Source organism: Actinoallomurus sp. NPDC050550 (genome assembly GCF_040655075.1).
Taxonomy (GTDB): Bacteria; Actinomycetota; Actinomycetes; order Streptosporangiales; family Streptosporangiaceae; genus Actinoallomurus.
Window position 1 is genome coordinate 1 of the sequence record NZ_JBFAJC010000054.1, and the last position, 13,296, is coordinate 13,296.

A 13,296-nucleotide genomic window follows, 5' to 3' on the forward strand; every position below is an offset into this window, starting at 1 on the left:
ACCCGGGCGCCGCGTATCAGGCCGATCTGCACGGCGGCGAATCCGACCGTCGTCCCGGCGCCGTGCACCAGCAGCGTGTGGCCGGAGGTGACGCGCAGGCCCTCGAGGTGGCGGTAGGCGGTCTCGACCGCCATCGGCAGCGCGGCCGCCTGCACGAGGTCGAGCCCGGCGGGAACGCGAGCCCAGTTGTTCATGACCGCGAAGTCGGCCGCGCCGGCGCTGGGCCCGTCGGCGTAGTCGGCACTGCCCAGGACGCGGTCGCCGATGGCGACGTCGGTGACGCCGTCGCCGATCGCGTCGACGGTCCCCGACACTTCGAGGCCGATGCCGCGTGGAAGCCTTCCGGGGAACAGCCCGCGGCACAGAGCCCAGTCGGCCGGGTTCAGCCCGCACGCGTGCACGGCCACGCGGATGCGACCTGGGCCGGGATCCGGAATGGCGACCTGCTCCATCCGCAGCACGTCGGTCGGCTCTCCGTAATCGTGGAAGCGGACTCCGCTCATGGTGGCGGTGGAGGCACGGACATTCATGCTCTTCTCCAATAAACAGGTCTCGAAGGCTGACGCGAGGGTTGGCCGGATGACAACGGGCGTCACGTCGACCTGCCCTGGACGCAGGCCCCCTTGTCCGGGACGTGGGCCGGGCCGGGCGAAGCGATCGCCGATCTCGGGAACGAGCCGTAGCGACAGAGACTGTCGCTACCTCTCCAGGCTAGCACGTAGCGACAGACTCTGTCGCTACGTGGTTCAGGCAGCGGAGCGCGCGAGGATTCCTGCCGCCTGCCGCCTGCCGCCTGCCGCAACCCGCAGCCTTAACGTCAGGCACTGTCACTACCGTCCTATACTGGTGAGATGCCCCGCGATGGAGGACCCGCGCGCCTGCGCCTTCGGCAAGCAGCCCTCGACCTCTACGAGCAGCGCGGCTTCGATCAGGTCACCATCGCCGAGATCGCCGCCCGGGCCGACGTCACCGAGCGCACCTTCTACCGGCACTTCGCCGACAAGCGTGAAGTCCTCTTCGAAGGTGAAACGGCTCTGCGCGAGACCTTGGCCACCGGCGTGGCCAACGCACCCCGAGCCCTCGCGCCGCTCCCCACGCTGCTATGGGCCTACCGTTCCGCCGTGCCTCTCCTCAAGGGCAACCGACGCTTCTCCGAACCGCTTCAGCGCGTCATCGCCGCCACCCCGGCCCTCCGCGAACGCCAACAGGCGAAGACCGCCATCCTGACCGAGACCCTCACCACCGCGCTCCGGGACAGAGGCATCCCAGAACCAACGGCCGCACTAACGGCCAGGGTCGGCATGGCCATCTTCAACCACGTCGCCGCCGTCTGGCTCCTTCACCCCGACAAGGACCTCGACAAGCTCGTGTCCGACACCTTCGAAGATCTGCGGGCGCTCACCGCACCCCTAGGCGTCAGCGGACCCGAGAAGCACGAGGACGTCGTGGTCCCGAGCACGGCCGTCCCCGATAAGTAACGAGTGATCCGCAGGGCACCGAAACCCCGAAGGATCGGACGGCACCAGTCCTGCGAGAATTTCCTACTCGAAGCGCTACCGCATCCTAATTCGCGGTACCACTACGCGCCATTCGGTCCGCCGTGATCTCTTATCGCGGATTTAGGATGAGATGATGGAGTGCAGGCCGGGCCAGGGTAAAGGAAACCTTCCGGCGGAGGTGACGAGTTTTGTGGGCCGCCGCAAGGAGGTGGCTCAGGTGCGGCGCATGTTGGGGGATGCGCGGCTGGTGACTCTCGTCGGCACCGGAGGTGTGGGCAAGACCCGGTTGGCCCTGCGAGTGGCCGGGGAGGTGCGGCGGGCGTTCCCGGATGGGGTGTGGCTGGTGGAGTTGGCCGCGCTGGAAAGCCCGAAGCTGTTGGCCGAGACCGTGGTCGACGCGCTGGGGATCCATGACCGTTCTGCGCGGTCGGCCATGGAGGTGCTGCTGGGGTTCCTGCACGACAAGCGGGCGTTGGTGGTGCTGGACAACTGTGAGCATCTGTTGCGTGAGTGCGCGGTCCTGGCTGATGCGGTGCTGCGTGCGGCACCGGAGGTGCGCATCGTCGCCACAAGCCGGCAGCCGTTGGTCATCGACGGTGAGCGGTGCCTGCCGGTACTGCCGTTCCCGCTGCCGGGCGATCATGATTCCGCTGAGGCGCTGATGTGTAGTGATGCGGTACGGCTGTTCGCCGAGCGTGCCGCGGCGGCGCGACCGGGGTTCGCCGTCACCGCTGGTGATAGGGAGGCGGTGGCGCGGATCTGCCGGCGGCTGGACGGCATCCCGCTGGGGATCGAGTTGGCCGCAGTGCGTTTGCGGTCGTTTTCGCTTAAGCAATTGGTGGATCGGCTGGATGATCGGTTCCGGTTGCCGACCGGTGGGCCGCAGATGGTGCTGGCGCGGCATCGAACCTTGCGGGCGCTGATCGATTGGAGTTATGAGCTGTGCAGCGCCCAGGAGCGGTTGTTGTGGGCGCGGGTCTCGGTGTTCGCCGGCGGCCTGGATCTGGAGGCCGCTGAGGCGGTCTGCGTCGGCGAGGGCATTGATCGGCACGACATTTTTGATCTGCTGGCCGCGCTGGTGGACAAGTCGGTGCTGATTTGTGAGGAGCACGCGGGTAAGGCGCGGTACCGGATGTTGGAGACCATCCGCCAGTATGGCCGGGACCGGCTCGTTGAATCGGGGGAGGAGCAACGGCTGCGGTACCGGCACCGTGACTGGTTCCTGCGGCTGGCCGAACATGCCGAGGCCGACTGGTTCGGCCCGCACCAGCGAAGCTGGCTCGCCCGGCTGGCCCCCGAACACCCCAACTTCCGTACCGCTCTGGACTACTGCCTTACCGTCCCTGGCCAGGCCCGAGCCGGGCTGCGCATCGCCAGCGCGCTGTGGATCCATTGGCTGAACAGCAGCCTGCTGGCTGAAGGCCGACAGTGGCTGGACCAGGCCCTGGCCTTGGACGCCGAAGCCTCCACGGACCGGGCCAAGGCTCTGCGGGCACACGCACTACTCGCCGTCGCACAAGGGGACGCGGAGACCGGAACCGCCCTGCTCGACCAGAGCCGCGCCCTGCTCAGGGAGCGCGGAGATGAATCGGGCCTGATGCACACCAACGGAGTGGAGGCCTTGGCCGCTCTCTTCGGTGACGACCTGCCCCGGGCCAGGGCGCGAGGCGAGGAGATGCTGGCCCGTTCCCGTGCTCTGGGTGAGGTGGACGTGCTGGTGATGTCGGGCTGGACCCCTCTGGTGCTGGCGACGGGCTTCCTCGGGGAGACCGAGCGGGCGATCGAACTCTGCCAAGAGGGCATCGCCCTGTGCCGGGCGCATGGGGAGCACTGGTCCCTGACTCACCTGCTCCAGGCCTATGCCCTCGTTCTGAGGAGTCAGGAACCGCCGAACCCGGAGCGGACCCGGCAGGCCATCACCTCCCTGCAGGACGCCCTGCGCATCCATCGGGGGCTCAACGACATCTTCGGCGTGATTCCCGCCATCGAGTACCTGGGCTGGTCTCTCATCGCCGATGCGGAGGGCGCGCGGGGCACTCGCCTGCTGGGCGCCGCCCAGCGGGCATGGCAGGACATCGGGGGATATTTGTGGAGGTCCGAGTACTTCATCGCCCAGCATGACCGGTATGTGGCCCAGGCCCGTGCTCTACTGGGCGAAAACGCCTACGAGGCGGAGTTCCACCGCGGCACTGGTCTGACCCTTGAGCAGGCCGTCGCCTACGCCTTGAAAGAGCCCTCCTCGCCGGGGGAAGGAGCCGAAAGGCCGGAGCCGGAGCCGCTGACCCGCCGCGAAGCCGAAGTCGCCCGGCTCGTCGCCCAGGGGCTGAGTAACAAGGCGATCGCGGCCAAGCTGGTCGTCGCCTCCCGTACCGCCGAGGGACATGTGGAGCGCATCCTGGCCAAGCTCGGCTTCACCTCCCGCACACAAATCGCCGTCTGGGTCCACGCACAAGAAGCCGAGCAGAGCGACGGAAGAATGTGAGTCAGCATCGCCGGTGGACCATGCGCTGGAAGGCGCCATGGAATGCCTTACTCGGTGTCCGCTCTCACCAGCCGTTGGGGCAGGCCTCTACTTGAGTGAAGTCACCGGCGCGGAGCGCCGCGTTCGAGATCATGAAGTTCACCTTTCCGCCTTCACTCCACTCTCCCCAGGGATCGCCGCTCGACAGGGCGAGCAGCTGCTTGTCACCTGGCAGCGGCGATCCGTCCAGGAGATGTGGCCAGCCGAACGCCTGATCGGCGCGCATCGGCCAGAACCCGGCGATGAGTGAATTCGCGAGTGCTGCGCGTTGCTCGGGGGTCCGGCCCTTCGAGAAGTTCGGCGAGGCGCCGCCCGGCGTGTCGTTCGGAAGACCGGCCGACGCGCCTCGTACGGACCGCACGGCAGGGCTCATCGCGAAGAATCAACGAACTGTCGCGTAATCCGGTGACGTCTTCTTCGACTTCTTGGCGTCCTGTCCCGAGAAGAGAGGAGGTGGCGTGGACGAGCAAGAGGCCAGATTCACCTGCCTCTACGAGACGTACTACCGCAACGTCTTCGGCTATGTCGTGCTGCGGGTCGCGCCCCAGGCGGCCGAGGACGTCACCAACGAGGTGTTCACGATCGCGTGGCGGAAGGTCGATGAGATCCCCGAGCGGGCGCTGCCGTGGCTGCTGGCCGTGGCCAGGAACCTCGTCCGCCAGTCCCATGGCGCCGCCGGACACGCGCGCCGCCTGGTCGACCGGCTGGCCGGCCTGACCACCGACGCGGACCTGCACGCCTGGGATGCCGCCGACCACGTCGTTGCCCGTGACCAGGCCCTAACAGCCCTGCGCACCTTGTCCCCCAAGGAGGCCGAAGCGGTCACCTTGACCGCCTGGCACGGGCTCGAGCCCGCCGATGCGGCCCGGGTCGCCGGCTGCTCCCGCGCCGCCTTCACCGTCCGGCTGCACCGCGGACGCCGACGGCTGGCCAGGGCGCTGGAGGCGTCCCACGAACCCGGCACGCGAACTCCCACACGTGTCTCGCACGACCGAGTCATCCCGGAGAAGCTGTGAAGCACAACGAACTCGACAGCATGATCAACGCTCTGAAGCCCGCAGTGGTCGATGAACTCGCCAACGCGGCCTATGAACGACGTCCCGACACGTCACTGGTCCGCGCGCGCACCGGCACGGCCCCCGTGAGCCGGGGTCTGGTCCCGGGACGGCGGCCGGTCCGGCGGCTGGCCTTCGCCACCAGCGCGACGGCGGTGGTGGCGGCCACGGCGGTGCTGGCCGCGGGCGTGCTGTCCGGCGGTCACGATGGCCGTACGGCTGGGAACGGCACCACCGGCCAGAAGGGAGCGATCAACACCCGTGCGTTCCTGCTGGCCAGCGCGGAGACGGTCGCCAAGCAGCCCGCCACCCAAGGGACGTGCTGGTACAGCCGGACGCGCACGTGGGATGACCACCTGGCGCCCTTCGAAAAGCCCAGCCCGGGTGTCACCCCGGTCCCCCAGAGCAGCCCGGTCCCCCAGAGCAGCCCGAGCCCCCAGGGCAGCCCGAACCCGCAGGTCAAGCCCCCCAGGATTCCCCGGGTCAAGCCCCAGACGTTCCAGGCGCGGGGCGCGAGCAGCGACGAGAGTTGGGCGTGCGCCCTTCCGGGCGGGACCGGCATGCGGTTCCGATCGCGCCTGCCGCTGGACGTCCAGGTCAGCTTCCCCACCAAGAAGGACGAGGCGGCCTGGCGGGCGGCGGGTTCGCCGCCTCTCAACGTCAACGGCTTCACGACGGCGTCCAAACCGCGAACGACGACGTACGACGGGCGCTCGCACCTGGCGAACCCCTACATCGGCCGCCACGAGATCGAGTGGAAGACCATCCCGAAGCTGCCGACGACCAAGAGCGGACTGGAGGGCCACCTGCGGAAGCTGTGGCAGGAGGACACCAAGGGCAGGGCCGATTTCGGGAAGTACGTCTTCGTCGCCGCCTCGGAGCTGCTCAGGACTCCGACCACCCCCGGCACGCGCGCGGCGCTCTACCGGATCCTCGCGGACTCCCCGTCCGTCCACGTCACCGGACGGATCACGGATCGAGAGGGCAGGTCCGGCGTGGCCATCTCCGCTGACGGTGTGCCCATCCGGCTGGTCGTGGACCCGGTGACCGCCCAGCTCCTCGACGACGAGCCGCTGCCCGGCACCGGCAAGAATGGCCCCGGCGAGTACAACGCCTACGAACGCCAGGGCTGGGTGGACAAGATCGGTGCTGTCCCCGCCTCCTGACCGGTCACCGGCGATGACCAGCGCATGCGTCCCCTGATCGCCCGCTGGAAGTAGCCGTCCCTCCGGGCACTCCAGCCCACCGCCGGGGTGCCCGGAGAACCGCGCGGTCGCGAACAGCCGCCACAGGCGGGGGGGTACCAGCCGTTCATCAGTGGAGCCTCGCTCACGCGAGGCCCCACGACGGGATCAGACGGTGAGGACGAGCTTGCCCTGGAGATGACCGCCGTCGAGCAGCCGGTGCGCGTCGGCGACGCGCTCGAACGGAAAGGTCTCCTGCACGTGGACCCGGAGCCTGCCCTGTTCGACGAGTTCGACGAGACCTCGCAGGGCGACCGGATCGGGGTCGACCGCGATGCCGCTGAAGCGCATGCCTGCCGCCTCGTACTTGGCGGCGAGCTCCGAATCCTCCTCGGCGACCGCCGTCACCAGGTGACCGCCTGGGCGGAGCACTTCGAGCGACCGCTCGACGGTGTCGCCGCCGATCGTGTCGAGCACGACGTCGATGTCGCGGACCGCCTCGGTGAAGTCGACCGCCGTGTAGTCGATCACCTCGTCGGCGCCGAGCCCCTCGACGAACTTCCGCTTGCTCCCGCCGGCGGTCGCGATCACGTGCGCGCCGAGCGCTTTCGCGATCTGGATCGCGACGTGGCCGACCCCGCCACCACCGCCGTGGACCAGGACGCGGTCGCCTTCGGTCACGCCGCCGAGGTCGACGAGGCCCTGCCACGCCGTCAGCCCGACGATCGGCAGCGCCGACGCCTCGACGTGCGAGAGCGACGCCGGCTTGCGTGCCAGGTGCAACGCCGGCGCCGACACGACCTCGGCGTACGCGTTCGCCGCCCGCGGGAACAGCGGCATCCCGAACACCTCTTCGCCGGGCCTGAACCGCCACGTCTGCGGCGCCTCCTCGACCACGCCGCTGATGTCCCAGCCGAGGATGAACGGCGGCCGGCCGATCAGCGGGAACTCGCCGGCGCGCAGGCGCGCCTCCAGCGGGTTCAGCCCGATCGCCTTGACGCGGACGAGAACCTCGGTCGGGAGGGGCTGGGGCTCGGGCGCGTCCACGATGGTGAGCACCTCGGGACCGCCGAGCGTCTGCTGGGTGATGACTCGCATGACTCTCCTGGCTTTGGAGGGGGAGCAACCCAGGCTAGGTTTCCGATAGGAACCCGCAGGTACCTTAGGCGCCATGAGCGGTTTCGGTCCCGGTGACTTCTTTCTCGCCGACTGCCCGGCGCGTCTGGCGGTCGAGCTGATCGCCGACAAGTGGACGGTGGTCGTGCTCTACGGCCTCAGCGAGGGCCCGGTGCGCCATGGCGAGCTGATCGAGCTGATCGGCGGCATCTCCCGCAAGATGCTCACCCAGACGCTCCGACGGCTCGAGGCGCACGGACTCATCCGCCGCCACGCCTACGCCGAGGTGCCGCCCCGTGTCGAGTACGAGCTCACCGCGCTCGGGGCGACGCTGATCGATCCGATCCACATGCTGACCGAGTGGGCGAGGGCGAACGGCGACGCGGTGCTCGATGCGCTCGACGCCCATCCCGAGCCGGTCGCCCATGGCGACTGAGGCGGTACCGCGCCGTGTTCGGACGTTAGGTTCAGGACTTGCGGGTGAAGGTGAGGTGGTGGGTCCCGGTCGTCGGTGTCGGGGCGTTGCGGGGTAGGGGCCGATGAGTTCTCGGCGCGGAAGGGGTCAACATGGTCATGACTACGCAGATGCTCCAGATTCCCGAGGTCGACCTCGTCTACGACGTCCACGGCACGCTGCCGACCGCCGATGGACGGCCGCCGCTGGTCATGATCGGCCAGCCCATGGACGCCGGCGGCTTCGGCACGTTGGCGTCGCACTTCCCCGAGCGCACCGTGATCACCTATGACCCGCGCGGCCTCGGCCGCAGCGTCCGTAAGGACGGTCGGGTCGACCATGCGCCGCGGACCCAGGCCGCCGACGTGCACGCGGTCATCGAGGCGCTCGGCGCGGGCCCGGTCGAGATGTTCGCGAGCAGTGGCGGTGCGGTGACCGCGCTCGCCCTCGTGACGGCCCACCCCGATGACGTGACCACCCTGGTGGCGCACGAGCCGCCGCTCATTCCGGTTCTCCCCGACGCCCAGGCCGCCGAGCGCGCCCGGACCGGCGTCCGGGATGCCTACGAGGGCAAGGGCTCAGGTGCCGGCATGGCGGCCTTCATCGTGATGACGTCGTGGCAGGGGGAGTTCACCGAGGACTACTTCGCCCAGCCCGCGCCGGATCCCGCCGTGTTCGGGATGCCGACCGAGGATGACGGATCCCGTGAGGATCCGCTGCTGTCCGACCGGTCGTGGGCGGTCAGCAGTTACCGGCCCGACGTCGATGCGCTTACCGCAGTACCGACGCGGGTCGTGATCGCAGTGGGTGAGGAGTCCCTGGGCACCTTCACCGGACGTACCTCGGTGGCGCTGGCCGAGTTGCTCGGCCGGCGGGTGACGGTCTTCCCGAGCCACCACGGCGGCTTCGTCGGTGGCGAGTTCGGGTACGCCGGGCAGCCGGCGGCCTTCGCGCGCAAGCTGCACGAGGTCCTCGACGTTGCCGGCTGACGGTGGTTCTCTCTCATCCCGACGCCGAATGGGTCACCCGCCAGGTGCTCAGCGTCGACGGCGGATCGACCATGCGCTGAGGCCGATCCCCGCGCGGGGATCGGCCTCGGGGGTTACGCTCTGCCCTATCGCTTCGTGACCTTGTGGATCCAGGCGAGTTGCTGGGCGATCTCCCCGGCCCCGGCCATCTTCTCTCGGTCGGAGCCGTAGAAGACGCCGAGCAGGGTCTCCTTGCCGTGTGCGCCGATGCTCATCACCGGGGCTCCCGAGTCGCCGCCGGCGGGAATCCCGGACACCTTCTCCATGCAGAAGTCCGTGCCGCCCGGTTCGGCGTAGCCCTCGCAGCGGCGGGCGTCCGACCGTACGACCCGCAGCGTCGACTGCTTGAGCACGGGCGACTGGCAGGTGTTCTCATCCTTGGTGCAGGTGGCGCCCCACCCGTACTGCCGCACGATCTCACCGGGGTGGACATGGGCCTTGGCCAGGCGCACCGGGCGGATCTTCATCGGCGAGACCTTGATGAGCATCATGTCAGCGCGCGAGTTTCCCACCCGCTTGCCCACCGGGCGGACAGTGGTGCCCTTACGCATGTCGAGGTTGCCGACCCGGAACGAGATCCGCTTGTCGGCGACCGGCTGCGCCTGCTCGAAGAAGCAGTGCGAGGCGCTGATGACCCACTGCGTCGTGACCGCCGTCCCGGTGCACACCGGTTTGCCGTCGACGAGCATGCGCACCGCCCATGGGCCGTAAGTGCTCTTTGACCCGCCGATGACAGCCGAGGCCGGCCCGGACACCATCACCGAGCCCGTCACCAGCAACAACGCAGACACCAACAGCACACGAACGCGACGCACCATCCGGAACAGCTCCTCTCCTCGGGGCATGGCCTTACCGGTGGTGTAGATACGCCGTCAGATCAAAAAGTTTCCGATTACGCGTAGTTCGCCCTCCACTGGCCGGTGCCGACACCCTCGGCAAGAGCGCCACGCGGCCATCGCTCGGACCCGATTGACAAGGTGCGGAGAAGGTTCCAACGCCGTTTATGAGGCCACGTTCACGGCGTGGTCGCCTCCGTGGGAATGGTTCTGCCGCACCGGACCGGTCAGAGATGACGTACGTGCCGGCCCCGCGCCCGCGGGGATGCTCCCGTCGTCACCGACGACGGGGAGTCCTACAAGGTCGGCGGGCACTCACACGACGTACGAGACGGTCAGGACGGCGACCGCGAGGGAGAGCATTCCCAGGCAGTTCAGCCAGAACTCCTTCCGGAGAAACCGTGCCCGGATGTGGGCGTAGACGGCGCACAGGAAGTAGGCGACGACCCCCGCGTTCGCCGCGAGACCGATCCCGTCGTACGCCAGTCCGGCGACAAGGCCTGCCGTGGCGAGCAGCTTGATAACGATGAGTGTCCACCACCATTCGCGGGGCAGGCCTACCCCGTCGAGGCAGCCCCGGATGAAGGCCGGTGGACGGATCGACAGCAGTGCGTCAACGAGCAGGGCGAGGGCGAGCAGCGCCGTGGGCCACCAAAGGCTCGGGACGTCGAACATCATTCCTCCGACCGGTTCACGATGAGGCTGACGACGTCGCGAAACTGCTCGCGCCCGAGGTCATCGGGAAGCGCCCCGTTCGACATCGTCATCAGGATGCCGAGGTAGGCGAAGTAGATCGACCGGGCCGCCCTGCCCGCACGGTCCTCGTCGTGCCCCGCTCGGGAGAGCACCTGCTGGATCTCGCCGATCAGGGTCAGCCCGAGGTTCTGGAAGATCGCAGAGTCGTGTCGGCCGCGCACGATCGTCGCCGCGTATTCGCGTGACAGTTCGCGGTCGAGCGCGAAGTAGTCAACGAACGGCTCGACCAGCGCGATGACGTCGTCGACCGTGTCGGCCGACGGCCGTTCGGCTCGGGCTCGGTCGCGTTCTCGGTGCACGGCATCGATCCAGCCGTCGAAGATCGCCACGAGCAGCCCGTGCTTGTCGCCCACCGCCATCACGCTGCCCGCGCTGAGCCCGGCCTCGGCGGCGATCTGCCGGACGGTCGTCGCGTCGAAGCCCTGCTCGCGGAACAGTCGCTCCGCGGCCGCGAGCACCTTCTCCCGCGAGAGCTGTCGCCGCTGCGCCCGAGACTGAACAGGTTCAGTGAACACGTTCAGCAACGTAGCGCGGACTCGGCCTGCTCGCAACCGCTCGATGAGACGGACGTTCAGTTGAGCCGGAGCCGCGCCGTCGCGGCTGCCGCTCCGGGCCGACGGCTTTGACCGCGAAAGCGAGCAGCGCGACCGCGGCGATCGTGGCCCACAGGTACGGCGCACTCATCGCACCGTCCCCTCACCCGTGCGCGCGGTCTCGTCCGCACGCGCGGCCACGGCCGGGCGTGGCCGGCGTAGGGCGGCGAGTCCGGCGGCGCCCGCGCCCCCGCTTGGAGTGCGTTCCGCTCCTTCAGAACGCGCGCCATGTCGGCATAGACAGGCCTCGCCGACCGGTACGACGTACGATCCGGGTCTGACGACCGCGTCCGCGAGAAGGGGTGACGATCATGTCGTGTCCCGCCCGTGACGGCCGGCTCGTCGACCGGGCACGCCGATGACCGACTGGGGGCTCCCCGCCGACCTCGATCTGGACCGCCTGGTGCCCAGATCCTCCTCGCACTTCCCCCAGCAGGCGTTCCGCAGCCTCCGTGTGGCCACACGGTTGATCGAGGCGCTGATGGTGATCCACTCGGGGTATCCGGCGGTGCTGGTCCTCGCCGCCATGGGCTGTGTCGTGCTCGACCTGCGCATCGGGTCGTTCTCCAGCAGGCCGCGCCCGGGTCGGTTAGGGGTCCGCATCCTCTTGGACACCGTCGACGTGGCGTTGTGGGCGGTCGCCCTGCACGGCGCCGCGGACACCGCTGCCGTCGCCGCCACGCCACTCGCCTTCGAGATGGGGCTCTGGTACGGACGGTGGTTCCTCCTGGTGCCCGCGCTGGTCGGGACGGCGACACTCGCGGCGCTGCACCTCGCCGGGTATCCGCCGGCGCCACTGGTCTACCTGTGGCCGGCCACCTGGGGTGCGGGGGGTGTCCTGGCGTCGTACGTCCTGCGGGCACGCTGGCGCGGCGAGGCCAGGACGGCACGTGACGCCATCGAGGCAGCGGTCGGCCAGGCGGAGCTCTCGGGCCAGAACAGCGTCGCCATGAGCGCCGACTCGGTCGTCGACCTGCTCGTCCGCACGGGGCCACTGATCTCGACCTACGAGCCGACGCCCCGGCCGTTCCCCTTCTCCGGGTGGAAGGCCGAGCTCGCCGAGGCGTGCTCGCGCCAGGCCACGTATCTGGGCGTCGCGCTCATCCGATGGCAGCGCCTGTACAACAGCCGCAGCCCCGACCTGTCCGCCGACGTGGAGCTCCGGGTTCCGCCGGGGGCAGGGACGCTGCTGCTGTCGCCGGCCCAGGCGGAGCACCTGCAACGGCTGCTGGAGGAGCTCGCCCCGCGCGGGACGGTGCCGGTCGAGGTTCCGGCGAAGGGCCCGGTCGGTGCCGAGCAGATCGTCGTGGTGGGCACGACGCGCTTGGTGATACCGGCCGACCGGGGGCCGCGGCCGCGTCCGCTGCAGATCGCGCCGTTCGCGTTCGGCGTGGGCGCCATCCTCACGCTCATCCACTCGCTGCCGCAGTGGGAGGCCACACCGCTGTGGGTGACGGTTCCCCTCGCCGTCGTCTTCGGCGCGACGTGCTGGCTGAGCCTGACGCGGCCCGGCACGGACCCGGCGACCACGGCGGCGAGGCTGGTGATCGTCGGCCTCGTACTCGGCGCTACCGACTCGGTGCTGTCGACGGCGTTCATGCGCCCGGACAGCACGCGGGTGCCGTTCCTGTTCTTCCTGCAGTGGTTCGGCCCGCTGTTCGTCGCGCACGCCGGTGACCTGTCGCGTCGGCGGCGGGTGCTCGTGCTCGTCGGCACGGTGCTGGCGGTGGGGGCCGGGATGGCGGCGATGCCGAGGGGCTTCAGCATCATCGGTATGTTGATCGGCCTCCCGTGGCTGGTCGCTCCGATCGCCATGGTGCTGGGCCTGCGGCGGCTCATGGATGCCGACTCCTCCGAGTTGCGGGCGGAGATGGAACGCGTCCACAACGGTGCCGTGGCGGAGGGCTTCCGACGGGGACGATGGCTCGTCATCGGACTGACCTCCGAGGCCGTCCAGCAGGTACGCGACCGCTACCGGGCGGCCCGGGCGTCGATTCCTGCGGAGGTCGGGGCGGAGATCGAGCGCCGCCTCGACGAGATCGGCGCCCTGCTGTCCGCCCTCCGTACCGAATGAGCGGACGGCCCGCCCGCACGTCGGTCTGTGCGAGCAGGTTTCCGAACAACCGCATCGCCCATGTGGCTCGTAGCGGGACGCGTCGGATCCGTCCCGGTCGAGCATACGTCGAAGATGTCGTCAGCAAATGCAGGCGATGCTTGCGGAATGCCGTACTCGGTGGTCATTTGCGGCTGGTTC

The 13,296-nt window shown here is 69.3% G+C and carries 13 protein-coding genes; 7 read left to right on the top strand and 6 right to left on the bottom strand.

Going from position 1 to position 13,296, the window contains the following annotated elements:
• A partial coding sequence (locus AB0I04_RS43900) for an alcohol dehydrogenase catalytic domain-containing protein (RefSeq protein ID WP_360898747.1) occupies positions 1 to 530 on the bottom strand: 530 nt, incomplete at its 3' end.
• A gap of 321 nt (positions 531 to 851) precedes the next feature.
• Here AB0I04_RS43900 and AB0I04_RS43905 point away from each other — a divergent pair.
• Positions 852 to 1,478, top strand: coding sequence for a TetR/AcrR family transcriptional regulator (locus AB0I04_RS43905; RefSeq protein ID WP_360898749.1), 627 nt, complete (start codon positions 852 to 854; stop codon positions 1,476 to 1,478).
• A gap of 199 nt (positions 1,479 to 1,677) precedes the next feature.
• The gene (locus tag AB0I04_RS43910; RefSeq protein ID WP_360898751.1) at positions 1,678 to 3,981 is read left to right on the top strand and encodes a LuxR C-terminal-related transcriptional regulator; all 2,304 of its coding nucleotides are present in this window, start codon (positions 1,678 to 1,680) and stop codon (positions 3,979 to 3,981) included.
• Between the two features lie 64 nt (positions 3,982 to 4,045).
• Here the strand turns inward: AB0I04_RS43910 and AB0I04_RS43915 are convergent, their stop codons facing one another.
• Positions 4,046 to 4,381, bottom strand: coding sequence for a hypothetical protein (locus AB0I04_RS43915; protein WP_360898753.1), 336 nt, complete (start codon positions 4,379 to 4,381; stop codon positions 4,046 to 4,048).
• 97 nt (positions 4,382 to 4,478) lie between these two features.
• On the opposite strand from AB0I04_RS43915, the gene AB0I04_RS43920 reads away from it, so the two are divergent.
• Together AB0I04_RS43920 and AB0I04_RS43925 are read left to right on the top strand one after the other, a co-directional pair.
• A complete protein-coding gene (locus tag AB0I04_RS43920; protein WP_360898755.1) occupies positions 4,479 to 5,036 on the top strand; it encodes a sigma-70 family RNA polymerase sigma factor in 558 nt (185 codons plus the stop codon).
• Positions 5,033 to 6,241: a hypothetical protein gene (locus AB0I04_RS43925; protein WP_360898757.1), complete on the top strand. Its 1,209-nt coding sequence runs from the start codon at positions 5,033 to 5,035 to the stop codon at positions 6,239 to 6,241. The genes AB0I04_RS43920 and AB0I04_RS43925 overlap by 4 nt, the downstream gene beginning before the upstream one ends.
• Before the next feature lie 186 nt (positions 6,242 to 6,427).
• On the opposite strand, the gene AB0I04_RS43930 is transcribed toward AB0I04_RS43925, so the two are convergent.
• Positions 6,428 to 7,357: an NADP-dependent oxidoreductase gene (locus AB0I04_RS43930; RefSeq protein ID WP_360898759.1), complete on the bottom strand. Its 930-nt coding sequence runs from the start codon at positions 7,355 to 7,357 to the stop codon at positions 6,428 to 6,430.
• 73 nt (positions 7,358 to 7,430) lie between these two features.
• Here AB0I04_RS43930 and AB0I04_RS43935 point away from each other — a divergent pair, with 73 nt between their 5' ends.
• Together AB0I04_RS43935 and AB0I04_RS43940 are read left to right on the top strand one after the other, a co-directional pair.
• Complete coding sequence (locus tag AB0I04_RS43935; protein WP_360898761.1) at positions 7,431 to 7,811, top strand: helix-turn-helix domain-containing protein; 381 nt, start codon at positions 7,431 to 7,433, stop codon at positions 7,809 to 7,811.
• Between the two features lie 131 nt (positions 7,812 to 7,942).
• Positions 7,943 to 8,818, top strand: a complete 876-nt coding sequence (locus AB0I04_RS43940; protein ID WP_360898763.1) for an alpha/beta hydrolase — start codon at positions 7,943 to 7,945, stop codon at positions 8,816 to 8,818.
• Between the two features lie 125 nt (positions 8,819 to 8,943).
• Here the strand turns inward: AB0I04_RS43940 and AB0I04_RS43945 are convergent, their stop codons facing one another.
• From AB0I04_RS43945 to AB0I04_RS43955, 3 genes are all read right to left on the bottom strand, one after another.
• Positions 8,944 to 9,675: a trypsin-like serine protease gene (locus AB0I04_RS43945; protein ID WP_360898765.1), complete on the bottom strand. Its 732-nt coding sequence runs from the start codon at positions 9,673 to 9,675 to the stop codon at positions 8,944 to 8,946.
• A 333-nt stretch (positions 9,676 to 10,008) separates the two neighbouring features.
• The gene (locus AB0I04_RS43950; RefSeq protein WP_360898767.1) at positions 10,009 to 10,371 is read right to left on the bottom strand and encodes a DoxX family protein; all 363 of its coding nucleotides are present in this window, start codon (positions 10,369 to 10,371) and stop codon (positions 10,009 to 10,011) included.
• Positions 10,368 to 10,964: a TetR/AcrR family transcriptional regulator gene (locus tag AB0I04_RS43955; protein WP_360898769.1), complete on the bottom strand. Its 597-nt coding sequence runs from the start codon at positions 10,962 to 10,964 to the stop codon at positions 10,368 to 10,370. The genes AB0I04_RS43950 and AB0I04_RS43955 overlap by 4 nt, the downstream gene beginning before the upstream one ends.
• Positions 10,965 to 11,400: 436 nt before the next feature.
• Between AB0I04_RS43955 and AB0I04_RS43960 the strand changes: the two genes are divergently transcribed.
• Entirely contained in the window at positions 11,401 to 13,116 is a 1,716-nt protein-coding gene (locus tag AB0I04_RS43960; RefSeq protein ID WP_360898771.1) for a hypothetical protein, read from the top strand.
• Positions 13,117 to 13,296 lie beyond the last annotated feature (180 nt).